This window comes from Rhodophyticola porphyridii (assembly GCF_003688285.1).
Lineage (GTDB): Bacteria > Pseudomonadota > Alphaproteobacteria > Rhodobacterales > Rhodobacteraceae > Rhodophyticola > Rhodophyticola porphyridii.
Map to the genome: position 1 here is coordinate 269516 of NZ_RCNT01000007.1, position 20638 is coordinate 290153.

At 56.4% G+C, this 20638-nt stretch carries 26 protein-coding genes and 1 pseudogene; 19 read left to right on the plus strand and 8 right to left on the minus strand.

The window, feature by feature from the left end:
- Nucleotides 1-6: 6 nt before the first annotated feature.
- The 6 genes from fdh3B (at nt 7) to D9R08_RS14810 (ending at nt 4492) form a co-directional block, all read left to right on the plus strand.
- A complete protein-coding gene (fdh3B, locus tag D9R08_RS14790) occupies nt 7-603 on the plus strand; it encodes a formate dehydrogenase FDH3 subunit beta (protein ID WP_121898822.1) in 597 nt (198 codons plus the stop codon).
- Nucleotides 604-615: 12 nt separating this feature from the next.
- Nucleotides 616-1644 carry a formate dehydrogenase subunit gamma gene (locus D9R08_RS14795; RefSeq protein ID WP_121898823.1) on the plus strand — a complete coding sequence of 343 codons (1029 nt, stop codon included), beginning with the start codon at nt 616-618 and terminating at the stop codon, nt 1642-1644.
- A 98-nt stretch (nt 1645-1742) separates the two neighbouring features.
- Nucleotides 1743-2858, plus strand: a complete 1116-nt coding sequence (locus tag D9R08_RS14800) for an Mrp/NBP35 family ATP-binding protein (protein ID WP_121898824.1) — start codon at nt 1743-1745, stop codon at nt 2856-2858.
- Nucleotides 2855-3010, plus strand: coding sequence for a hypothetical protein (locus D9R08_RS19285; protein ID WP_199709380.1), 156 nt, complete (start codon nt 2855-2857; stop codon nt 3008-3010). The genes D9R08_RS14800 and D9R08_RS19285 overlap by 4 nt, the downstream gene beginning before the upstream one ends.
- Nucleotides 3011-3056: 46 nt before the next feature.
- Complete coding sequence (locus D9R08_RS14805) at nt 3057-4250, plus strand: c-type cytochrome (protein WP_147450695.1); 1194 nt, start codon at nt 3057-3059, stop codon at nt 4248-4250.
- 35 nt (nt 4251-4285) lie between these two features.
- Entirely contained in the window at nt 4286-4492 is a 207-nt protein-coding gene (locus D9R08_RS14810; RefSeq protein WP_121898826.1) for a DUF6494 family protein, read from the plus strand.
- Between the two features lie 109 nt (nt 4493-4601).
- On the opposite strand, the gene D9R08_RS14815 is transcribed toward D9R08_RS14810, so the two are convergent.
- The 3 genes from D9R08_RS14815 to D9R08_RS14825 are packed head-to-tail and all read right to left on the minus strand — an operon-like array spanning nt 4602 to nt 6827.
- Nucleotides 4602-5408, minus strand: coding sequence for a substrate-binding domain-containing protein (locus D9R08_RS14815; protein ID WP_121898827.1), 807 nt, complete (start codon nt 5406-5408; stop codon nt 4602-4604).
- Between the two features lie 4 nt (nt 5409-5412).
- A complete protein-coding gene (locus D9R08_RS14820) occupies nt 5413-6129 on the minus strand; it encodes an ATP-binding cassette domain-containing protein (RefSeq protein WP_121898828.1) in 717 nt (238 codons plus the stop codon).
- Nucleotides 6123-6827, minus strand: coding sequence for an ABC transporter permease (locus D9R08_RS14825; RefSeq protein WP_121898872.1), 705 nt, complete (start codon nt 6825-6827; stop codon nt 6123-6125). Before D9R08_RS14825 ends, D9R08_RS14820 begins: the two co-directional genes overlap by 7 nt.
- 505 nt (nt 6828-7332) lie before the next feature.
- On the opposite strand from D9R08_RS14825, the gene mobC reads away from it, so the two are divergent.
- The 4 genes from mobC (at nt 7333) to D9R08_RS14845 (ending at nt 11090) form a co-directional block, all read left to right on the plus strand.
- Nucleotides 7333-7773: a plasmid mobilization relaxosome protein MobC gene (gene mobC, locus D9R08_RS14830; protein ID WP_121898829.1), complete on the plus strand. Its 441-nt coding sequence runs from the start codon at nt 7333-7335 to the stop codon at nt 7771-7773.
- Nucleotides 7773-9029, plus strand: coding sequence for a relaxase/mobilization nuclease domain-containing protein (locus D9R08_RS14835; protein ID WP_121898830.1), 1257 nt, complete (start codon nt 7773-7775; stop codon nt 9027-9029). Before mobC ends, D9R08_RS14835 begins: the two co-directional genes overlap by 1 nt.
- Nucleotides 9030-9271: 242 nt before the next feature.
- On the plus strand, nt 9272-9871 hold the full coding sequence (locus D9R08_RS14840) for a helix-turn-helix domain-containing protein (protein WP_121898831.1): 600 nt from the start codon (nt 9272-9274) through the stop codon (nt 9869-9871).
- Nucleotides 9864-11090, plus strand: coding sequence for a type II toxin-antitoxin system HipA family toxin (locus D9R08_RS14845; RefSeq protein ID WP_199709381.1), 1227 nt, complete (start codon nt 9864-9866; stop codon nt 11088-11090). Before D9R08_RS14840 ends, D9R08_RS14845 begins: the two co-directional genes overlap by 8 nt.
- A 169-nt stretch (nt 11091-11259) precedes the next feature.
- Here D9R08_RS14845 and D9R08_RS14855 read toward each other — a convergent pair whose 3' ends face one another.
- On the minus strand, nt 11260-11778 hold the full coding sequence (locus tag D9R08_RS14855; RefSeq protein ID WP_121898834.1) for an antirestriction protein ArdA: 519 nt from the start codon (nt 11776-11778) through the stop codon (nt 11260-11262).
- Between the two features lie 378 nt (nt 11779-12156).
- Here D9R08_RS14855 and D9R08_RS18940 point away from each other — a divergent pair, with 378 nt between their 5' ends.
- From D9R08_RS18940 to D9R08_RS18950, 5 genes are all read left to right on the plus strand, one after another.
- The gene (locus D9R08_RS18940; RefSeq protein WP_147450696.1) at nt 12157-13110 is read left to right on the plus strand and encodes an HNH endonuclease signature motif containing protein; all 954 of its coding nucleotides are present in this window, start codon (nt 12157-12159) and stop codon (nt 13108-13110) included.
- A gap of 137 nt (nt 13111-13247) precedes the next feature.
- Entirely contained in the window at nt 13248-13823 is a 576-nt protein-coding gene (locus tag D9R08_RS14865) for a hypothetical protein (protein WP_121898836.1), read from the plus strand.
- Nucleotides 13820-14590, plus strand: a complete 771-nt coding sequence (locus D9R08_RS19290; RefSeq protein WP_199709382.1) for a hypothetical protein — start codon at nt 13820-13822, stop codon at nt 14588-14590. The genes D9R08_RS14865 and D9R08_RS19290 overlap by 4 nt, the downstream gene beginning before the upstream one ends.
- 369 nt (nt 14591-14959) lie before the next feature.
- Nucleotides 14960-15193: a hypothetical protein gene (locus D9R08_RS18945; RefSeq protein WP_147450697.1), complete on the plus strand. Its 234-nt coding sequence runs from the start codon at nt 14960-14962 to the stop codon at nt 15191-15193.
- Nucleotides 15190-15393 carry a hypothetical protein gene (locus D9R08_RS18950; RefSeq protein WP_147450698.1) on the plus strand — a complete coding sequence of 68 codons (204 nt, stop codon included), beginning with the start codon at nt 15190-15192 and terminating at the stop codon, nt 15391-15393. The genes D9R08_RS18945 and D9R08_RS18950 overlap by 4 nt, the downstream gene beginning before the upstream one ends.
- 644 nt (nt 15394-16037) lie before the next feature.
- Here the strand turns inward: D9R08_RS18950 and D9R08_RS14885 are convergent.
- Both D9R08_RS14885 and D9R08_RS14890 read right to left on the minus strand, forming a co-directional pair.
- A complete protein-coding gene (locus tag D9R08_RS14885; protein ID WP_147450699.1) occupies nt 16038-16403 on the minus strand; it encodes an ankyrin repeat domain-containing protein in 366 nt (121 codons plus the stop codon).
- Complete coding sequence (locus D9R08_RS14890) at nt 16396-17508, minus strand: hypothetical protein (RefSeq protein WP_121898840.1); 1113 nt, start codon at nt 17506-17508, stop codon at nt 16396-16398. Before D9R08_RS14890 ends, D9R08_RS14885 begins: the two co-directional genes overlap by 8 nt.
- A gap of 47 nt (nt 17509-17555) precedes the next feature.
- On the opposite strand from D9R08_RS14890, the gene D9R08_RS19155 reads away from it, so the two are divergent.
- From D9R08_RS19155 to D9R08_RS14900, 3 genes are all read left to right on the plus strand, one after another.
- Entirely contained in the window at nt 17556-17693 is a 138-nt protein-coding gene (locus D9R08_RS19155) for a hypothetical protein (RefSeq protein ID WP_158599015.1), read from the plus strand.
- A gap of 218 nt (nt 17694-17911) precedes the next feature.
- A complete protein-coding gene (locus D9R08_RS14895) occupies nt 17912-18205 on the plus strand; it encodes a hypothetical protein (RefSeq protein WP_121898841.1) in 294 nt (97 codons plus the stop codon).
- A gap of 6 nt (nt 18206-18211) precedes the next feature.
- The gene (locus tag D9R08_RS14900; RefSeq protein ID WP_121898842.1) at nt 18212-19840 is read left to right on the plus strand and encodes a type IV secretory system conjugative DNA transfer family protein; all 1629 of its coding nucleotides are present in this window, start codon (nt 18212-18214) and stop codon (nt 19838-19840) included.
- Between the two features lie 11 nt (nt 19841-19851).
- On the opposite strand, the gene D9R08_RS14905 is transcribed toward D9R08_RS14900, so the two are convergent.
- Complete coding sequence (locus D9R08_RS14905; RefSeq protein ID WP_121898843.1) at nt 19852-20145, minus strand: hypothetical protein; 294 nt, start codon at nt 20143-20145, stop codon at nt 19852-19854.
- Here D9R08_RS14905 and D9R08_RS18955 point away from each other — a divergent pair.
- Nucleotides 20138-20542 (plus strand): hypothetical protein, encoded by a 405-nt coding sequence (locus D9R08_RS18955; RefSeq protein ID WP_147450700.1) that lies wholly within the window; start codon nt 20138-20140, stop codon nt 20540-20542. The two genes, D9R08_RS14905 and D9R08_RS18955, sit on opposite strands and share 8 nt — an antisense overlap.
- Here D9R08_RS18955 and D9R08_RS14910 read toward each other — a convergent pair.
- Nucleotides 20530-20638 (minus strand): annotated as a pseudogene (locus tag D9R08_RS14910) (IS5/IS1182 family transposase); the annotation flags it as partial. The gene D9R08_RS18955 and the pseudogene D9R08_RS14910 sit on opposite strands and share 13 nt — an antisense overlap.

The following is a 20638-nucleotide window of genomic DNA, read 5'->3' on the forward strand; positions in this document are numbered from 1 at the left end:
AGAAAAATGGCAAGAATGAAGTTTCTTTGCGATGCGGACCGGTGCATCGAATGCAACGCCTGTGTCACGGCCTGCAAGAACGAGCACGAGGTGCCCTGGGGCATCAACCGGCGTCGCGTGGTGACCATCAATGACGGTCTGCCGGGCGAACGCTCGGTGTCGATGGCCTGCATGCACTGCACCGACGCGCCCTGCGCGGCGGTGTGCCCGGTGGATTGCTTCTACACCACCGAGGACGCTGTGGTGCTCCACTCCAAGGACACCTGCATTGGCTGCGGCTATTGCTTCTACGCGTGCCCGTTCGGCGCGCCGCAATATCCGCGGGTCGGCAATTTCGGGACACGCGGCAAGATGGACAAATGTACCTATTGCGCCGGTGGCCCCGAGGCAGACATGACCGAAGCGGAATATGTCAAATACGGGTCCAACCGTCTGGCCGAAGGCAAACTGCCGCTCTGCGCAGAGATGTGCTCGACCAAATCGCTGCTTGCAGGCGACGGGGATATCATCGCCGACATCTATCGTGAGCGTGTCGTGACGCGGGGTTATGGCTCCGGGGCATGGGGCTGGCGCAGCGCCTATGGCGAAACCGTGTCTGTCTGAGGGGGGCGACAAATGACAATTTTCACCAAGATGAGCCGTGTCATCGCGGTGCTGGCACTGGGGCTGTTTGCGGTGATCGCACAGCCGCAGGCGGCGCAGGCGCAAGACATCATCAACCCGACCGCAGAGTCGGTGACCGAAGACGCGCTGATGGAGGCGCTCAACGGCGATGCACAGGTCCAGGGCCGGGTGTCGATCCCGGACGATCTGTCCTCGGGGCTGATCAAACCCGCAAACCGTGGTTGGGCCGATACCCATGGCGGTCCGGTCCGCACCGTCAATCTGATTGCGGTGGTCGGCATGATCGTGTTGCTGGTGGCGTTCTACGCCATCCGCGGCAAGATCCGGATCGATTCCGGCCCCTCCTCCGAGCGTATTCAACGGTTTAGCGCGACAGAGCGCTTTGCGCACTGGCTGATGGCGGTGTCGTTCATTGTATTGGCTTTGACCGGCCTGAACCTCGTTTTCGGGCGTGCGGTGATCCTGCCTGTGTTTGGCGAAGGCGTGTTCGGGACGCTGTCGGCCTGGGGCAAGGTTGCCCATAACTACATGGGCTTTGCGTTCATGCTCGGCCTGATCCTGTCCTTCGTGTACTGGATCGCGCACAACATCCCCGACAAGGTGGACATGCACTGGCTCAGCAAGGGTGGCGGGCTGTTCGTGAAAGGCGTGCATCCGCCGGCCAAGAAGTTCAACGCCGGTCAGAAGGGCATTTTCTGGTCCGTGACCCTAGGTGGTGCCGCGCTGTCCTTCACCGGTGTCATGCTTCTGTTCCCCGAACTTGCGGGCGGTGAAGCCGGATGGCAGCTCTATCAGGTCATTCACGGCGTCGTGGCCGCCATCCTGACCGCGATCGTCATCGCACATATCTATATCGGCTCGGTCGGTATGGAAGGCGCCTACGATGCCATGGGCTCGGGTGAGGTCGATCTGAACTGGGCCAAGGAGCACCATTCCCTCTGGGTCGAAGAGGTGCAGGGCAAGTCGTCGGACGGCACCGGTGATGGGTCTTCACGCCCCGGCACACAGCCGGCCGAATAGTGATCCGGTCCACGGCCGGGCAGGCCCCTGCCCCGGCCGTGGACCCATCGCAGGCCCGATCGGCCTGCTTTCGCACGATATGCATAAAGACCTTCACCATGGATGATGCCGATCTTCTAGCCACTGCCCGCAAGGCGTTGGTCGGGCTGGCCTTGCCGGACGGCACGCCGCTTCTGGAGGCGGGAACCGTCTCCGGTCCGGTCGTGTCGGGCGGACGTATCTCTCTGGCAATCTCGATCACCGCAGAAGATGCCGCTTCCTATGCCGATATCCGCAGCCGCGCCGAAACGGCGCTGCGCATGGTGCCGGGCGGCGATGGCGCCATCGTGGTCCTGACAGCAGAAAAGCAAGGCGCCGCGGCGGCGCCGCCGGATCTGGGCACCGGCAAAGCTCCGGTTGCAAAACCTCCTGTCCTCTCGGGCGTGCGCCACGTGGTGGCGGTCGCTTCGGGCAAAGGCGGCGTGGGCAAATCCACGACCTCTGTCAACCTCGCCCTGGGGCTGCGCAGCCTCGGCTTGAAGGTCGGCATCCTCGACGCGGATATTCACGGGCCGTCGCTGCCCACATTGCTGGCGCTGCACGGACGGCCGCGCCTCGGCAAGGACCGTCGGCTGCGCCCGATGCAAGCCTTTGGGCTGCAGGCGATGTCCATGGGGCTGATGGTCGACCAGGAAACCGCTATGGTCTGGCGTGGCCCGATGGTGATGTCCGCGATCACGCAGATGCTGTCGGATGTGGATTGGGGCAACTTGGACGTCCTGATCATCGACATGCCGCCCGGGACCGGTGATGCACAGCTTGCCATTGCCCAGGGCACCGATCTGGCGGGCGCGGTGATCGTGTCGACCCCGCAAGACCTCGCGCTGATCGATGCGCGTCGCGGGATCGCCATGTTCCGCAAGGTCGATGTCCCGATCCTGGGCGTGATCGAGAACATGGCGCATTTCATCTGCCCCGATTGCGGCGGACGGCACACGTTGTTCGGCGAAGGCGGCGCGCAAGCCGAAGCCCGCCGCCTCGGCGCGCCCTATCTTGGCGCCGTGCCGCTGACGATGGAGTTGCGCAGAGCCTCCGACAGCGGCCAGCCGATCGTGGCGCTTGATCCCGATGGAGCGCTTGGACAGCTCTATTCCGGGATGGCCAGAACACTCTGGAGCACGCTCGAAGCGGCTCCGCATACAGATCAGAAAACCCTAAAGGGAGTTAACCCATGAAAGCCTTCCTCGCATCCGTTGTCGTTGGCATCGTCATTGCCGTCGCGGCCTCTTTCGTGCTGAACGACAATTTCCAGACGGACTCCCATTCCGCTTTTGCCACCGAAGGCGCGCGCGTCGGCACTCCCGGCGACAACCTGATCAATTACTGATTTGGCAGGCCCCGCAACCTCGCGCAGCACCGCTTTTGCGGCGCTGATGGCTGTTGCGCTCGGCGGGCCTGTACCCGGCTGGGCGCAGGATCTTCGCGGCCACGGAGGCCCCGTGCGGGCCCTGGCGGTGGACGGAGACCGGGTGATCTCGGGCTCTTTCGACACCCGCGCCATCGTCTGGGATGGCGTCATCGCCCGACAGATCACCCGCGCCCATGCCGGTGCGGTGACGGCTGTTCTGCCTCTGGCGGACGGGCGGTTTGCGTCGGGCGGACAGGACGGGCATGTCGCGATCTGGGGCAGCGGTGTCGAGCCGATCCGGTTCGAACCCTTGCATGGTATGCCGGTGGCCGATCTGGCAGCCTGGGCAGGCGGAATCGCATCGGCCTCCTGGAACGGGGAAATCGCCCTCTGGGACGGGGAACAGGCGCCACGCTACCTTGACGGGCATCAGGGGCAGATCACGGGACTTGTAGCCTATCGGGACGGTCTGGCCAGCGTCGGATCGGATCTGCGCCTTCGTTTGTGGACCGCCGATGGCGGGCCTGCCGATGTTATCGCGTTATCGGCACCGCCCAGTGATCTGGCTCAATTCGCGGACGCGATCTTTGTCGCCGGGGCAGATGGCGTCCTGCGCCGCGTGGTGCCGGGGCAACCGGTGCGAATGCTGGAACTGACGACACGGCCGCTTCTGGCCGTGGCGGCGGGCGGCGGGCGGGTTGCGGTCTCCGACACGACCGGAACCGTATGGCTCATTGATCCACAGACGCTGGACATCACCGTCGAGATCACCACCCGCCAGGGTGCGATCTGGGCCGTGGCGCTCAATGATGACGGGGTGTGGACCGGCGGCAGCGATGGCTGGATACGGCGCTGGTCGGTCACCGGAGCGCCGCTTGGCGAAGGCGCCGGCACACCACAGCCGACATTGACCAATCCGCGCGGGGCCGAAGTGTTCCGGGCTTGCGCGGTTTGTCACGCACTGACCCCAGATGACGAGCAGCGCGCGGGTCCGACGCTCCACAATGTGTTTGGCCGTCGGATCGGTACCGCGCCGGGCTTTGATTATTCCGATGCCCTGATGTCCCTCGATATAATCTGGACCCCGCAGACCGTGTCGGAACTGTTCGAATTTGGGCCCGACGCCTATACCCCCGGCAGCCGAATGCCCGAGCAGCGCATACCCAGTGCATCCGATCGCGCCGCCTTGATCGAGTTCCTTGAATCGGCGACACGGTGAGCGGCGCCATAACATCAGAAAACCGGAGACATCTCATGAGCGATGATTACAACATGTCGATGCGGAAATTCCTCAAGCAGGTCGGCGTGACCTCACAACAGGCGATCGACGACGCCATGCGCGCGGCAGGATCCGAAGCGACCGCCGGCAAGAGCTTCACGGCGACCATGGTGCTGAAGGTGGACGGGCTGGACCTGGAACATCGGGTTGAGGGGACGATCCACGGCCGGGGCGACGATTAGGCCGGTTTCGCCGTCACCGGGTGTCGTCAGACGCCCTGGCAAGAAGAACGCCGCCCGGCGTGTCCAGGGCGGCGTTTTGCGTTCGGCTCGAGTGTACGGCGCTCCGCCCCTATTGCGGGACGGCGCTGTGCACGAAAAGGGTCTGACCCTCTACGGTATACGCATTGATCAGCTCTTCGCCGCGGGGGCCCACAAGCCAGTCTTCAAGCTGCATGACGGCGGCGTTGTTGACATGCGGGTGACGGTCCGGGTTCACCGGCAGCAGCGAATAGGGATTGAACATTTCCGGATCCCCGGAAAACAGCAGCGCCAGATCGGCCTGATTTCCGAAGGTGAGCCAGGTCGCGCGATCCGACAGAATATAGGCGTTCAGCCCCGATGCCGTGTTCAAAGCCGCCCCCATACCCGCGCCAACGGCATTATAGGCGCTGCCAAGGTCTTCCGGATCGACACCGGCACTGGCCCAGAGCGCCAGTTCTTTCTGATGTGTGCCGCTGTTGTCGCCGCGTGACACGAACAATGCCTCGGCCTCGGCGATCCGCGCCAGAGCGTCGGCGGCGGTTTGCGCGGAGGAAATGCCTGCCGGGTCATCCGAAGGGCCGATCAACACGAAGTCGTTATACATGATTTCCCGCCAATGCGTAGCGTGACCGGCCTCCACGAAGGCGATCTCCGCGGGTCGTGAATGCACCAGCACCGCATCGACATCGCCCGCTTCCCCCAACCGGAGCGCCTGGCCCGTTCCGACCACCAGAAGCTCGACCTCAATCCCGAGCTCGGCCTGGATTTCCGGTAGAAGTACGTCGGCCAGGCCGGAGTTTTCAAAGGATGTGGTGACGGCCATGCGCACCGTTTCCGCCATCGCAGGCAGTGTGGAAAGGGCGAAGGCGCAGGCAAGAAGGGTTCGGGTTATCATAGGGTTACTCCACGATCTGACCGTTCAGGAAGGCGTGTGCTTCGGGCGTTGCAGGTGTTTCAAAGAATGTGCCTGCCACATTTAATTCTCGCACACAACCATTGAGCATGAAGACTATCTCGTCTGCAAGCCTCGCTGCCTGACCAAGATCATGGGTCGACATGACGATACGCGTGCCGCGGGATTTTGCGTCGGTCAGGATGGTCTCGATCTCGCGCGTGGCCCGCCCATCGAGATTGGCGCAAGGCTCGTCGAGAAACAGCACTTCGGGCTCGCGGATCAGGGCGCGCGCAAGCGCTAGTTTCTGTTTTTCGCCCCCGGAGAGGACCTGGGCAGAGCGGTCCAGAGCGTGCCCCAAGCCGACCTGGCTGGCCATCTCCCGCGCCCGGGCCCGCGCCTCGGCACGTTTAGTCCCGGCCACCCTCAACGCGTAGGCAATGCAATCGGTTACACTGCGGCGCATCATCGTCGGCGTCTGAAACACGAACGACCGACGGCCTCGGGCCTCCTCTTCCGGGATCGACCAATCGAGGCCGCCATGGGCCGGACGTTCCAGCCCATGCAGCAGCCGCAGGAGAGTTGTCTTGCCGGATCCGTTCGGGCCCAGAACGATGGTGATCCCGGTGCCGCCCAGGGTCAGGTCGATCGGCCCGATGAGACGCGTGCCGCGCCGTTTCACTTCGGCGGCATGGATGCGCAGCGGCAGAATTGAGGTCACCATGTCCCCGACCTTTCCGTGCGCGACAACGAATGCATCAACAGATTGACCGCGATCGCCAGCGCGATCAGCACGAAGCCAAGCCCGAGCGCGAGCGCGAAGTTGCCTTTCCCGGTCTCCAGCGCGATGGCCGTGGTCAGCACGCGTGTGGCGTTGTCGATGTTCCCGCCGACAATCATGATCGCCCCGACCTCACCGATGCCGCGGCCAAAGCCCGCGAGACAGGCGGTCAGAAGCGCGCGCCTTGCATCCCAGAGCAGGGTCGCCACGCGTTGGCGCTTGGTTGTGTTCAGTGAAATCAGCAGATCATGGTATTCCGACCACAGGTCACGGATCGCCTGATGCGCGATCGACGCAATAAGCGGAGTGACGATAATCACCTGCGCGATGATCATCGCCGTCGGGGTGAACAGCAACCCGAGCACACCGAACGGCCCGGACCGGCTCAGCAGCACATAGACGATCAGACCGACGACCACCGGCGGCAAACCCATCAACGCGTTCAGGATGGCGATCACTAGGCGCCGCGAGCGGAAGCGCATCACCGCCAGCCACGCGCCAAGCGGCAGGCCAATCGCCGCCGCAATGACGACGGCCGTGATGGTGACCTGCAACGAGCGCAGCGTGATTTCGACGAGTTCCGGGTCGAACGCCGCGATCAGTTTTGCGGCCTCGACCAGCCCTTCCAGAATCTCGTTCATCGGCAGCGGCGTTTCTTTTTGCTTTGCTTCGAAAACACTGGCACGTGATACCATTCTGGCCAATGGGCGAAAGGGCATTCTGAAGCTGGTCATCCCCCGCCGGACGGCATGCGCCCCCCGCGCCAACCAGAGCCGTAGAGCCGTAGAGCCGTTGGAGCATGGGATATCATGGCGCCCAAGTTGAACGGCTACGTCATGGCACTCCCAAAGATGGCCGAGAGCGCATAATCCTACGCTCGTCACATTCCAAGCGCCTTCAATCGGAAGTCACGTAAAAGGTTCGACGGGCTGACGATACATTTTCAGCACACTGCGGTGACCCTGCTGCTGAGGCGATTTCCCCACGTGAGCAACACTCCCTCAGGTAGGCGCAAGCTTAATCATTTAGTTTACAGTGATAATTGGCGCGCCTTGAAGGAGAAAGTTCGAACTCCTTCTTCGCTGATCTGGAAGACTGGGAAGCCCAGCTCAAGCCACATGAAGCCATGTTGCCGGAGATGGAGCCATGAGCCATCTCTCACAAAAATTCTCTGAATCTAAGCCTATAGCTCCCGCTCGACTGGCGACACGAAAACCTCGCAAGAAGACCCCGCCACCATTCTCCCTGCGCCTGACTGAGGACGAGCGCGTGAAGTTGGACACCGCAGCGGCTGGGATGCCCCTCGGTCCTTTCATTAAGGCCAAGCTATTTGACGGTGATCTGTCACCGCGCCGAACACGCGGTCAGGCTCCCGTCAAAGATCATGCCGCTCTGGCACGGGCACTTGGTCTGCTCGGCAATTTGCGTCTGGCGAACAATCTCAACCAGCTTGCCAAGGCCGCGAACAAGGGCGCACTGCCGCTGTCACCCGAAGTTGAAGACGAACTGATGGCAACCTGCGCAGCAGTGCTGGCGATCCGCATGGAGCTGATGAAGGCGCTTGGCTATGAAAGCGGGGATCGCTAATGATCATGGTCGGCAACCAACGCGGCAACGGTCTCAACCTGGCTGCTCACCTCTTGAATGATCGTGATAACGATCATGTCGAAGTGCATGAGCTACGCGGCTTCACCGCTGAGAACCTGCATGGTGCGTTTCAGGAAGCGGATGCGATCTCCAAGGGGACGAAGTGTCAGCAATACCTGTTCTCGCTGAGCATCAGCCCGCCTGAAACGGAGAAGGTCTCGACTTCCAATATCCTTGATGCCATCGAGCGTGCGGAACAGAAGCTCGGCCTTGATGATCAGGCGCGCGCCATCGTTTTTCATGAGAAGAACGGCAGACGGCATGCCCATGTTGTCTGGTCACGGATTGACGTGATGGAGATGAAAGCCATCAACCTTCCGTTCTATAAGGCCCGTCTGAACGACGTCTCGAAAGACCTCTTTCTGGAACATGGTTGGCGTCTGCCTGACGGATACAGAGACAGGAATAACCGCGATCCCCGCAACTTCACGCTTCAAGAATGGCAACAGGCCAAACGGACGAAGAAGGATGCGCGCGAGATCAAGCGCACGCTCCAAGAAGCATGGTCAGTCTCGGACACAAAGGAAGCCTTTACCCACGCCCTTGAAGATAAGGGCTACGTCCTTGCTCGTGGTGATCGGCGGGGGTTTGTTGCAGTCGATGTGCAGGGCGAAGTCTATGCCATCCCAAAGTGGTCGGGACTGAAAACCAAGCAAGTGCGTGAGAAGCTCGGCGATCCGAAAGACCTTCGCTCCGTCGATGAGGCCAAGGCGCATATCGCTGAGACGATGCAGCCCTCCCTGTCACGCTGGCAGGAAGAACTGGAGGCACGGAAACAGAAGCAAAAAGATGCGCGGGAAAGGCAGCGGCGAAAGCTGATTGAGCGACAGCGGGCGGAACGGCAACGCCTCAAAGCTAAACTCGAAGACCGTCAAACCCTTGAAGACCGTCAAAGACAAGCACGCTTCCGCACAGGGCTACAGGGGCTTTGGGATCGTGTGCGTGGTGAGCATTCCAGGATCAGACGCGAGAACGAAGCCAGCGCTTGGAAAGCCCATCTGCGCGACCAGCAACAGACCGACGAGATGATCTTTCATCAGATCGAAGAGCGAAAAGCACTCAAGCGTGAGAAAGTCATAGAAATGTCCTCGATCAAGGATCAGGCACACGACCTTGCCTCAGATCGTGAGAGATTCAGAGAAGCGCGCGGCAGGCCGTCCGGCATGGCGCGCGACGGTCCGAGGTTTGAGCGCTAACATTACAGCGTAGCAGTCTGTGGTATCGCTCCTGCTTTGCCTTTTAGGTGATGGATACGCGATGGTTCAACGTAGGCGGCACGAAAATTGGTGAAATTTCCCGCCTTAGAAGATATATTATAATAGATCAAAAGCCTCCGCTGATCTGCTATAGTAGATCATTTGATTGCATAGACGCTTGAAGTTGTGATATGCTTAAGTATATCAATGACAACGAATGATATATAAAAGCAGATCACAGAATGACGTATGCAAGTGAAGACATAGCAGCAACACTAAAGAATGCCAGAAATAACAAAGGGTTAAGCCAGCGTGAGCTTAGCGCTCGATCAGGCGTACCCCAATCGCACATCTCGAAGATTGAAAGCAACGCTGTTGATCTTCGGCTCTCTAGCCTCGCCTCGCTTGCCCATGCGCTTGATCTAGAACTTGCGCTAATACCTCGCAAGGCCGCGCCTGCTGTAAGGTCCATTGCGCGCAGCACAAGTAGCCATACTTTGCATGGCCACTCAGACGCTCTGCGAGAGCTTACAAAAGCAAACCGTGCATTTGCAGCCTTGCCAAAGGCACTACACGAAAGCTCCGCAGCACACACGCTTCAAAAGCAGCTCGCAGAGATGAGTAACTTCCGCAACATCCTTCAGGAAACCGATGCCGTTCGGCAAATGCGAAAGGCACTAGAGACCATAGAAAATGCGGGTGGCTTGAAGCAGCTTGAGAAGGTCGCCAAAGATGCTCAGCGGCTACGCAACATGCTTGCCCACAATATCTCCGCAACCCATTCCGAACCAGCACAAAGCAGACCAGCCTATAGTTTGGACGAGGAGGATAGTGATGGCTGATGTATCCGTACTCAATGTTCAGCTATACGGCCAGCAGATAGGGACACTAACGCGTGTTGCAGGGGATCGTAGCCTGTTTGCGTTCAACGAAGACTACATAAACGATGTAGACCGTCCGACGCTTGGGCTGTCGTTCAAAGACGAGTTTGGAGAACTACGCACTGACTTCAGGCCCGTCCAAAAGCAGGTTATGCCATTTTTCTCCAATCTATTACCGGAAGGGCATTTGCGAAAGTATCTGGCCGAGAAAGCAGGAGTAAATATTGAGCGTGAGTTCTTCTTGCTCTGGGCGCTAGGTCAAGACCTGCCTGGAGCGATCACTATCATACCAGCCGATGGAGAGCAGTGGCCGCCGGAAGCAGCAGACGATGATGGTCTTCAGGAGGCGCAACCCAAAGATAGCATGATGCGTTTTTCGCTTGCTGGCGTTCAGTTGAAATTCTCCGCAATTGAGAGTGCGAGCGGCGGTTTGACGATCCCCGCCAAGGGAGTTGGTGGTGATTGGATCGTAAAGCTGCCGTCAAGAGAATACATGGGCGTACCCGAGAATGAGTTCTCCATGATGCGGCTGGCCAGCATGCTGGATTTAGATGTTCCAAAAATCGATTTGGTAGATATTGAACGTATTGCAGGATTACCAGACGGGACAGAACGCTTTGGCAGTAAAGCGTTTGTCATTCAACGCTTTGACAGATCACCGGGCGGAGAGCTCATCCACATCGAGGACTTTGCGCAAGTCTTTGGTGTTTATAGCGAGCACAAATACAGGAAAGCCAGCATGCGCAACATTGCAGCAGTCATTGCCTCTGAAAGCTCGGATGGTGATGTGCGCGAGTTTATCCGCCGCTTAGTCTTCAATACTATGATCGGCAATGGAGACATGCACTTGAAGAACTGGTCACTGATCTATCCAGATCAGCGCAGCGCAGCGTTGGCACCTGCCTATGACTTTGTCTCCACAGTACCTTATCTTCCCTCAGACAGTTTCGCGCTCAATTATAGCCGAAACCGGGGGTTTGCTGACCTTGATGCGGACGAGCTCTCACATCTGGCGGCAAAAGCCGCGTTGCCAGAAAAGATGGTAATTGATACTGCGAGGCAAACGGCTAGTGACTTTCTTAAACTCTGGGAACGGGAAAAAGACTCCTTACCAATGATGGATGATGTCAGGGTGGCGATTGATAATTTGCTGCCAACTCTGAAGGTTTTCAACGTGTAGTGAAAATAGATTTCTATACAACTTCAATAGCTTCGCAGCTCGCGGCACACCTTCGGGATTTTTGTTAAGCACCTCAAGATGCGCGATTGCCCCGCCAAAAGCTTTCGGTTTATAGGTCAGCTCGATTTCGACGTCTTCCCATGTGAATCTGTATGTCTCGCTGCTCATCTCAGTGGCTCCAGAATACGTGCACTTGCTCGAAGCCCGTCTGGATGATGAACACGTCACAGATTTCCATGTCCCGCGCCATGCGCTCATAGTCGATGTAGAAGCGTAGGTTTTCAGGAACTTGGCCTGTTTCCTCCGTCAACTCCTCGGCGAAGTCAGCCAGGGAGCGGTACTCACCTGCGTAAGCGTCCTCAATGGCTTTGCGTGCTTCGCTCAGATCGCCAAAATGCCCGACCAGCTTCCCGCCGATCTCGCTATGTTCTCCGATGAAGGCCGCCAGCTCTGCAACCTCGTCAATGCCCATGTACTCGGACACGTCCACACCCTCGAAGCCCTCATGATCATGGATCGCCCACTCTTCCGCGTCTTCGATAGGTGAGGCTGCCAGCATCTTGCGGATATTGGCGTAGATGTCATAGGCGTCTTGTTCCGCATTTATCCAGCATCCATGCAGAATGCCGCTATTGTATGCTGCCAGACAGCCAACATAGATTTGAATATCTCCTTGTGATTTTTTCATTTTTCTTCTCCTTCCGTAAGGTATTGGGTTGCTCCTGCAACCCCTGCCTCGTGGCGAACAGTGGGTGTGCAAGCGGAAGGGAAAATCGGCGAAAGATTCTGTCGTTGTTGGGGGCAACCTTCAGGGGGAGCCGACAACGATCATAATCTGTTCGATCTGTTTTGCCTGAAGCGCGCCGAGGGCAAAGCCCTAAGCCATCTCCATCAAAGCATACAAAGCACAGTTCCGAAAGCAGTGTTAAACGGGTCTTGTGGCACGGCACAGTACACCTAAACCTTTTCTTCAGATGCCCCCCCCGACCCATCAGGTCTTTATAGTCCCGAGAGGATGGACACGGTCACTCAATAGTTGGTAAGCTCGTTGTGGAGCAGAGCTATAATGAATAAACGCCCAGCCATACCCTCAAAACTAAGGCAACAAGTGAATTATGACAGTGCTTTCGCCTGTGCAGTTTGTGCAGCGAAAGGCGATCAAATCCACCATATTGATAAGGATAACTCCAATAATACCACAGACAATCTTGTTCTACTCTGTCTTGCTCATCATGACGAAGCGCACACTACTAGAGAGCTATCGCAGAGCTTGACGCCTAAACGATTGAAAGAATTTCGAAACAAGTGGTACAAGTCTGTTAACGAAAGGCGTCTACTTGCTGCATCTGTTGGCGGACAGAAAAGCCATTTAGATAATTTTATGCAGGTAGGCGTTTCGTGGGGATACATTAATCATGGCAGGCTAGTGCAGACTGCTCCGAAAGAACTTCTAACCCGAGTTGATCAAACTTTGTTTTCACGACTCAAGCAGAGTGGTTACATCGATGAACGCGGAATTATGATTAGGCCGCGTGATGTGAAAGTCTCAAGCACTCTGCTTCGGAATACTGTTTACGATTGGTATCCACATATGGAGAGCTTGGCTTTGCATATGTTTTACAGTGATGTTGTCGATTCATTTGTTAGTCTTGTGCAGCCAATACATTTGAGCGACCATTCCTGGAACAGAACCTTCATTAAGGAGATGATCTCGTCCGGCAGTTTTATTTTTATTAACCGTGCGCAGTATTTCAAGCGAACGCACGAAGAGGAAGAATTTGCTGAGGTCTCGGTAAGAACATTCAAGCGTAAAATAAAAATACAGTATCAATTAGACACCCGGCATATGTTTGGCACTACCTCCATTACTTGTTCCTTCTCGGGGCACAAGTCTTGCGCCTCACTACTCCAGGTTAAATCCATTGAGGATATTGAGCAAGAACGCGTCCTTCACTGTACGCCGATTGCCTTGGGTGTCGGGTTCCATTTGAAGATGCAGTATCTGATAAATGAACATTGAGCTAAGCTGAGAGGCTTCGCCCCACTCTGGGTTCTTGCTTGATATGCACGCCTGCTTGCCAAGAGCGCTTGCAAGCAAGCGTCTGCTACTATATATTGTGTAGAATTTGACCAACTCTACCATCGGAAGTGACGACTATGACCGCCAAACTCCACATCAATCTTACGCAAGGCATCGTTGATGTCGAAGGCGATATCGAGCTTGTGAAGTCTGTTTATGAGGATTTTAAGGACCGATTGTCCGCAGAGCCTGCTCCAGCAAACACACGACCTCCTACACCCTCAAAGGGTAATAATGAGGCTGACAAACCAGCTATGCAGAAACGACGTTCAGCACCGCGCAAGAAAGCTGCTGCGAGCGAAGGTAATGAGATCAGTATGAATGCTGATGCTCCGACACGGGACAAGAGCCTCGATACCTCAAAGCTACAGAAATTTTATGACCAGTATGCGCCGAGCAGTGCCCCTGAAAAAATCTTGATCTTCCTCAAGTTCCTCATTGAAGAGGTTGGGATTGAAAGCCCTAACACGGATCAGGTTTATACTTGCTTCCTGGACGCAAAGGAGAAGCCGCCGCAAGCGTTTGCGCAGGCGTTCCGCGATACCTCGAGCAAGAAGGGATTCATCGACTTCAACTCGGCTGAGGACATTGTAATCACGACGAAGGGCAACAACCACTTTGAGTTTGATCTCAAGAAGAAGGGCGCTGAATGAGCGATGCGGTCAATCGATTCTATAATTCGATTGAGGATGCGAACACAAAATCTCAATCGTCCTTAATCGAGTTTTTCGTCTACTTTCTCACAGTTGAACTCGGACAGGATGTGGCAGCGCCGAAAGATGTGGACCAGTGTTTTAGGGACTGTGACCTGACGCCGCCTAAGGCAACGTCGGTGCGGTTGTCGGAGGGAACTAAGGGCACGAAAACCAAGCCTCAAAAATACATCAAGTCGGGAAGTGGATATAAGTTACAGCGCCACATGCGCGAAGCGCTTTCGAAAAAACTTGGAGCAGAGACAACTACGATTCAGACGAGCGCCACGCTCCGCTCATTGGAGCACAAGCTACCCGATGGCAGCGCGAAGCTGTTCCTTGCTGAGACGCTGGATTGTTTTGAGGCTGGGGCAAACCGAGCAACGATTGTCATGGCGTGGATTTTGGCCGTGAACCATCTCTTCGACTATATCCTCAAACACAAGCATGTAGAGTTCAACGCGGTGTTGGCGAAGAACACCGATAAGCGTGTTAAAGTTACGACCATCAAACAACGCGATGACTTCAGCGATATCCCAGAGGGCAAATTCATTGAGTTCTGCCGTAGCGCGGGTGTTGTCTCAAACGATGTTCGCAAAATCCTGGATCAGAAGCTTGGTACGAGAAACACGAGCGCCCACCCGTCAGGCGTGAAGATTACGCGAAGCAAGGTAATCGATTTTGTCGAAGACCTCGTTGAGAACGTGGTTCTGAAATACAAGCTGTAGTCATTGATCAACCTGACGGCAGGTCGTCCATGGTTCGGTGCAGTAGGAGAGCGGCGTCTCCAAGTCGTGCGAGTGGGTTTCAAGGGGGCGCGATAGCCCCTTTGATCATGGGTGCAGGGAGAGCGACGTTTCCTTGCTCGTGGTTGAGCGGCGATTGCGCTCTCTGGCTGGATGACGGGTTCAATACCCGAGACCAGCCACAAGCCGAGGGGATGCAACGGGGGCGCGCAGCGGGTCCCCTTGCCAAGATGGTGTTGTACTACAACACACATCTTGCGTTCGTCGCTAAGTCCGAAATCGGGAGCTCACTCCCAACGAAGTGATGACTTCAGGCTTGGTGCAGATAGGCTCGATGACCTAAACTGGGACATGCCATCTTCACCGAAGCATACCCTCGGGGGCAAGCCGCTCGATCTTACCCATGATCTGGAAGCGCTCGCCCATATTGAGGCCGAGACGCAGGAGATTATATTGCGCTCGGTCGCGCCCCGCCATGTGGCCTCAGTCTGCCAGGCGCGCGATCTGTTTCTGAGACGACTCGCAGCGGCCTATTCGTGGAAGCACCAGCAGAACGCTCGGCCGAAGAGGGAGGGCAATGCATGAGCGACCCAGAACCCTACACCCATGCGTGGTGGATGCAAAAACCGCCCGAGCCTCTGGCGGATGTAGTGCGGCGTTTTCAGGAGATCGGACATCTCCAGCCGCCCGCCGTACAGAAGGTCTTGCAGAAGAAGTTACCGCCTCTGGAGGTAGCCGAGGAGATCGACCGCGACGTGGCGGCGCTTTGGGAGCGCGTTAGATAATGAGAAACCTGCTCTACATCGTTGGTCAGCTCGAACATCTGGGTCGAGAAGCGGCTGCGCATTATCGGGCTTTGTGCCAGATCGAAGGCGATGATCCGTTGCAAGACCCGTATTGCCAGAGCGTCCTTGAAAACCTGTTAGAAGAAAGGCGGCGGAGCCTACGGGAATCATGGGACGCTGGCCGATGAACGCAGAAGTAAGCAGCCCCAAGCATCCGACAGTGCGACACACCGAAACCAATCCTACCAATATCCTCATGAAAACCGCTCGTTGAAATTCGCACGAATTGTATGTTTTGGCTACTATTTGATATGCACGATTTTCTACCAAAGGAGAATAGAGATGATGTAGTCGAGGTTAAGCGCTCTCGCGTTCCACGTCTTGGCGATGACGAGCGGCCGTACTTGGAACACTATGTCATAAGAATGCCGCGATATTACTGGCGATTGCTCGACTGGATGCAAGAGAAGCGAGGCATGGGGGCAAGCTTCATTTTTCATCATTGTGATGTGGTGAAGTTTCAAAAATGGGAAAAAATATCTGAGTTCTTCATGTTCTTCATAGATGACTGGATTAAGAAAGAAAACGATCTTCGACGCGTTTTTAATTCCGTCAACACATAGAACAGAAGCAATGTTTCGAAGTTAGAAATTGAAGTCGGCATCTTCGAATGGCTGATCAAGCCATGTCATGACGTCACGGAGAGCAACCAAAGCATTCTCATCCCGTCGCTGCATCGCATATTCAATCGGGAAGTTGCCATAGCCGTCTTGCATGTTTGCCGGGGCGGTATCGATCTCGCAGGCTCTCACGACAAAGTCTTGTTGTCCATGCCAAGCCGCAACGTGAACAGGCGTCATAAAGGCTTGTGTCGCTTTTCTATCTTGTAGAGTTTGCCCATCATCGAGCGCCGCCTGCAACTCGTCCAAGTCGCCGTTTTCTGCTGCACGAAAAATGTTTGGGCCCTCTTTACTCATATCACCATCAAATCGAATTGCTACATTAGACATTTATCTGAATTCCTTCAAGTTTTTTCAAATGAGCGGCCAATGCAGTTGGTATCACAATAGGAGTCATCTCATAGATTTCCGGGAACAATGAGCCTGAAATAGTTATCTCACCTCCGTTCAATTCTCGGAGCGGGACTGCCAGAAATCCAGTACTACCGTCCTCCGAATGACTATCGAAACGAAAGAACAGTTTGAGTTCTACTTCTTTAGAGAGGAGGTAGGGATGGCACGGCGGCATGCTCGTCGTCCTTGTGAACTTCCGCGCGCTGATCACATGAAGCTCAATTTCTTCCTCCGGTGTATCCAGCCGTGGTTGAGGTGCCCAAAAGTAACCCTGGTATTCAAGAGCAAGACCTACATTGAGACTGGATAACGCCCCAATAATCGGCGCATCTCGTTCTACCTTCGGCATCTTGTAGATGAGAAAGTATCCAATCCCGGTTTCGTGGAATTGAAGCGAAAGAATTTTCTGATCTGATCCAGCCAGAATTGAACGTCCCTGCTTCAGATAAAAGTAATAAACCTCGTCGGCGTCGAATAATTCCCGTAAAGGTCCTATGAAGAAGTTTGACTGGCCAATATCGTTTAGTGATTTGCTGTGGTAGTTCCGCCGCTTGTCGAGAACTGTTTGAGATGCGGAAAAATGGTCAAGAATCTCAAGAGAATTCTTGATGATAAAGCGGCGAACGTACCTGAGAAAGCCGCGTGAAACCGTGCCGTCAGGCTTATGGAGCCACTTTCGGATCAGGTCACGTCCATTATCACCCGGATTTGGACGCGCCTCCACGACCGATAATGCTACGCCATGACGGGCTTGATAGTCACGTCTCCTTGCCCTGATTTCAGGTTCCATGATCTGGTCATAGAGCTTCTGCGGAGAAAGAGATTTTTGGCCCATGTAACGCAGGAGAATTTCTTTGTAGCAATCGACACGATATTGGGGCCAGTGATCAAAAACCGCGCGAGAAATGACATCGTCGATCTCTTTATAACTCAACTTCCGCAAAGCTGACAAAGAAATAACTTTATTGCTTAACTCGTCCTTATTGCTTGCGGGAAATTTTTTCCCGCGTTCCCTGTGTTGATCCACTCCATCCTCAGACATGCCCCGTTTTTAACCTCGCGGGGCGGAGCAACCAAGAGGAGAACACCATGTCCAAGAACTCGACCTTCAATGCCGGAATGAAGATGGCGCGGAGCGGGAAGCCGATGCCCAACACGAGTGGGCTGAGCTACCAAACGCGCCAGGATTTCAACAGCGGCTTCAAGTTCGGCTCGGGCGGCAAGTGATGTCGGCCTATCGCCGCATCCTGTGTCCGCTGTGTCTGCCCGACAAGCGTGGGCGCTGTACCTGTCGTCTGCATCTCGGTGCTGATCGCCGTATGCGACGCCGTAGGGCGGCTCACTCCTAACCAATCAAGCTGAACGTAGCTTCTTAGTCGGTCCTGCGTCCTCTCGCAGGGCATGGGTCCGGCTTGTCATATCTCTCTCTTTCAGGAGGACGGCCTATGCCTGGCCCGAAACAGCAAACCCCTTTCACCGCCTCGCTCGGTAACATCACCTGGGTGATTGCCATTCTGATCACCTTCGTCGCTCTTCCCTATGCTTACGGTCTTACCCTCGATTGGGTGATCGGTGTGGCGATGGTCTATTCCGCTGCGACGGGCTTCACCAGCACGATCGGCCTGATATGGCTCTTCCTGCTGGGAATGCTGATCTACAGCGTTGTGCGCGGTGCGCTCTCCGCAGCCCTGTCAGCGCTCGGCCTTTTCATCATCCTGCGCCTCTCCGGTCGCGAGTAAGCGGCGATGTCCTATCCTTTCGTTAATGAAGAGAACCCCTTCGGCTCTGCTGAGATGGCAAGCGCTCAGGACGCTGCCCGTGCGGGCATGTTAAGGAAGAGCAACACCGCTATTTATTGCGGTGAGCTGGAGGGGCGGTCTCTGTTTTTTTACGGTGAGGGCGGCATCCTGCTCGTCGCCGGTGCCCGCTCCGGCAAGCTGCGCGATATCCTCGCCTATACGCTGTGCAAGGGTATCTGTGACGGACGCACGATCATCGTGCTCGATCCAAAGGGCGAACTGGCGGCAATCTCACGCGACCAGATACTCGGAGACGGTAAGGCTAAGAAGGTCATCACCTTCAATCCGCGCTCTCTTCACGGCCTGCCGCAACACAGGATCAACCCTGTCGGCTACCTCAAGTGGTCATCGCCGACCCTGATCCCCGATCTCAAGCTGCTGCTGGAAAACTGGATTCCCAAAAGCGGTTCCGCGAACGGCGAATACTTCGAGTTAAACGCCCGTCGCTGGGCGGAAGCCATCTGCCTGACACTGATCAAAATGCACGGGGTGCTGGAACTGCCACACCTCTACCGCGTCGTGAACCTGCTCTCAGGCGGCGGCAAGGAATGGATCGACTTTGCATACGAGATGCACACAAGCGGGCTTCAGCTTTCTAGCGATGTCGAGGAAGAAATTGCGGCCATGCGCGAAGACCGCTCGGGCGGCTTCCAGGGCATCATTGGCGAACTACAAAAGTCTGTGGCCTGCCTGTCCGACCCGCTGCTCTCCGAGGCCGTGTCCGGCCCTTTCGATTTTGAACTGAGTGAGTTGTGCGACGTGGGCGCGCTCACCCAGCTCTACCTGATGGTGCCGATGGAAATGATCCCGCTCTGGGCACCTGTTCTCAAAAGCCTGTTTGTCGGTTGTCTGATCGAGAAGTCCCGCAAGCCCGATGCGCCGCGTCAACTCTGGATACTCGATGAATGCGGCCAGCTTGGCAGCTTCCCGGTCGTGCCGCAGATGTTCACCTATGGCGCGGGTATCGGCATCCAGCCCTTCGCGGTGTTCCAGTCCACACGCCAGATGGAAGGACTCGCACCGCATGCTGGGCAACTGATTACCTCCAGTGCCAGCTTGCAGATTTACTTCGCAACGCGTGACCTCGGTTCCGCCAAGACAGTCTCCGAGGTGCTTGGCACACAGACGCTACGAACGGATGATCCATTGACGCAAAGCCGCGCCAAGCTGAAGAAAGAGCAACTGATGGCGGCTCTGCTGGGCGGCGGCGATCCGTTCCAGCTTGCAAGCCAGATTGCTCAACTGGGGCACGAGACGCGACATACTCGGAAGCATGCGCGCCAGCTTCGCACGCCTGATGAGGTGATGCGGACGGCCAAAGACGGTATGTATCTGCTCTGCGATGATCTGCCGGGGCCGCTCTACGCGCAGCGAAAGCCCTACTGGACGCGGCGCTTCATGGCGGGGCGCTATCACCCGAACCCGTATCACTTGCCGAAAGACAGTGTGAAGATCGCCACCTTCTGGGGACCTCGCCTGCGCAAGATCATCACGGAAGATGTCCCCGACCAGTATGCCCACCTGCCGCAATATGCAGACGGCTCCTGGTCGTATGTCGAGGGGTTCCGGCCATGACGGATTTCAGCCTACGCGACCTTGGGGACAATACGGCCCTGGACAAGTTCAGCGAGATCAAGCTGGTCGCCGAACCTTTCGTGAAAAGTGCGCATGTCCTCTTCCGATCTGTCCATCGCAAAACAGATATGGCGCAGCGTCTCAACAGGTCCCTGAGCAAAAGCAACATCAAAGCTGTCCTGATAAATCATCGCAGCAACAGTCTCGGGGTTAGCTCCGTCCGCAATGGCTTGGTTGGCAAGTTTGCAAACCTGAGCACTCAGCCCGTCATAGTCAAAATCATCGGAAGGTTGGGAAATGGTCATTAGGTCTCCAATCACTGGTGAAAGAGAAATCGTACCAGAGTTCGATTCCGCGCGGCAAATTTCGCTGCAAGATGAATTGCGTATGCGCATTGAACTGGTGGCCGATCCTGCTGTGCGCGCGGAACTGGAACGGGGCTTTCAGCGCTGTGAGCGGCGGGATCAACTTCTTGGCGCGGTCCTGCAAAGATCAGAAGCTCGCTACATTGCCGAGCACCTGAAGCCGGATGCCCGCCTTGACTTCACACCTGTTGGGTTCGAGCGCTCCTACGCAGATGAACTTCGGCGCGTAAGGACGGCCTACCAAAAGAGACCGGAGACCGATGTTCTCAAGGAACGCGCAACCGCGCGCAGCCGCAAAGGATGGCGAGCCCTTAGGGTCAGGACTCATAGCCAGTAAATGACGAGTGCGGCGAGAGCGATGGCTGACAGGAAGACCTTCGGGCATCGGTCGTAGCGGGTTGCCACGCGTCTCCAATCCTTGAGCCTGCCGAAC

What these genes read in the sequence shown, in the direction of transcription:
- fdh3B (WP_121898822.1), top strand. Translation starts at nt 7, where the DNA reads ATGGCAAGAATGAAGTTTCTTTGCGATGCGGACCGGTGCATCGAATGC.
- D9R08_RS14795 (WP_121898823.1), top strand. Translation starts at nt 616, where the DNA reads ATGACAATTTTCACCAAGATGAGCCGTGTCATCGCGGTGCTGGCACTG.
- D9R08_RS14800 (WP_121898824.1), top strand. Translation starts at nt 1,743, where the DNA reads ATGGATGATGCCGATCTTCTAGCCACTGCCCGCAAGGCGTTGGTCGGG.
- D9R08_RS19285 (WP_199709380.1), top strand. Translation starts at nt 2,855, where the DNA reads ATGAAAGCCTTCCTCGCATCCGTTGTCGTTGGCATCGTCATTGCCGTC.
- D9R08_RS14805 (WP_147450695.1), top strand. Translation starts at nt 3,057, where the DNA reads ATGGCTGTTGCGCTCGGCGGGCCTGTACCCGGCTGGGCGCAGGATCTT.
- D9R08_RS14810 (WP_121898826.1), top strand. Translation starts at nt 4,286, where the DNA reads ATGAGCGATGATTACAACATGTCGATGCGGAAATTCCTCAAGCAGGTC.
- D9R08_RS14815 (WP_121898827.1), bottom strand. Translation starts at nt 5,408, where the DNA reads ATGATAACCCGAACCCTTCTTGCCTGCGCCTTCGCCCTTTCCACACTG.
- D9R08_RS14820 (WP_121898828.1), bottom strand. Translation starts at nt 6,129, where the DNA reads ATGGTGACCTCAATTCTGCCGCTGCGCATCCATGCCGCCGAAGTGAAA.
- D9R08_RS14825 (WP_121898872.1), bottom strand. Translation starts at nt 6,827, where the DNA reads ATGAACGAGATTCTGGAAGGGCTGGTCGAGGCCGCAAAACTGATCGCG.
- mobC (WP_121898829.1), top strand. Translation starts at nt 7,333, where the DNA reads ATGAGCCATCTCTCACAAAAATTCTCTGAATCTAAGCCTATAGCTCCC.
- D9R08_RS14835 (WP_121898830.1), top strand. Translation starts at nt 7,773, where the DNA reads ATGATCATGGTCGGCAACCAACGCGGCAACGGTCTCAACCTGGCTGCT.
- D9R08_RS14840 (WP_121898831.1), top strand. Translation starts at nt 9,272, where the DNA reads ATGACGTATGCAAGTGAAGACATAGCAGCAACACTAAAGAATGCCAGA.
- D9R08_RS14845 (WP_199709381.1), top strand. Translation starts at nt 9,864, where the DNA reads ATGGCTGATGTATCCGTACTCAATGTTCAGCTATACGGCCAGCAGATA.
- D9R08_RS14855 (WP_121898834.1), bottom strand. Translation starts at nt 11,778, where the DNA reads ATGAAAAAATCACAAGGAGATATTCAAATCTATGTTGGCTGTCTGGCA.
- D9R08_RS18940 (WP_147450696.1), top strand. Translation starts at nt 12,157, where the DNA reads ATGAATAAACGCCCAGCCATACCCTCAAAACTAAGGCAACAAGTGAAT.
- D9R08_RS14865 (WP_121898836.1), top strand. Translation starts at nt 13,248, where the DNA reads ATGACCGCCAAACTCCACATCAATCTTACGCAAGGCATCGTTGATGTC.
- D9R08_RS19290 (WP_199709382.1), top strand. Translation starts at nt 13,820, where the DNA reads ATGAGCGATGCGGTCAATCGATTCTATAATTCGATTGAGGATGCGAAC.
- D9R08_RS18945 (WP_147450697.1), top strand. Translation starts at nt 14,960, where the DNA reads ATGCCATCTTCACCGAAGCATACCCTCGGGGGCAAGCCGCTCGATCTT.
- D9R08_RS18950 (WP_147450698.1), top strand. Translation starts at nt 15,190, where the DNA reads ATGAGCGACCCAGAACCCTACACCCATGCGTGGTGGATGCAAAAACCG.
- D9R08_RS14885 (WP_147450699.1), bottom strand. Translation starts at nt 16,403, where the DNA reads ATGTCTAATGTAGCAATTCGATTTGATGGTGATATGAGTAAAGAGGGC.
- D9R08_RS14890 (WP_121898840.1), bottom strand. Translation starts at nt 17,508, where the DNA reads ATGTCTGAGGATGGAGTGGATCAACACAGGGAACGCGGGAAAAAATTT.
- D9R08_RS19155 (WP_158599015.1), top strand. Translation starts at nt 17,556, where the DNA reads ATGTCCAAGAACTCGACCTTCAATGCCGGAATGAAGATGGCGCGGAGC.
- D9R08_RS14895 (WP_121898841.1), top strand. Translation starts at nt 17,912, where the DNA reads ATGCCTGGCCCGAAACAGCAAACCCCTTTCACCGCCTCGCTCGGTAAC.
- D9R08_RS14900 (WP_121898842.1), top strand. Translation starts at nt 18,212, where the DNA reads ATGTCCTATCCTTTCGTTAATGAAGAGAACCCCTTCGGCTCTGCTGAG.
- D9R08_RS18955 (WP_147450700.1), top strand. Translation starts at nt 20,138, where the DNA reads ATGGTCATTAGGTCTCCAATCACTGGTGAAAGAGAAATCGTACCAGAG.
- D9R08_RS14905 (WP_121898843.1), bottom strand. Translation starts at nt 20,145, where the DNA reads ATGACCATTTCCCAACCTTCCGATGATTTTGACTATGACGGGCTGAGT.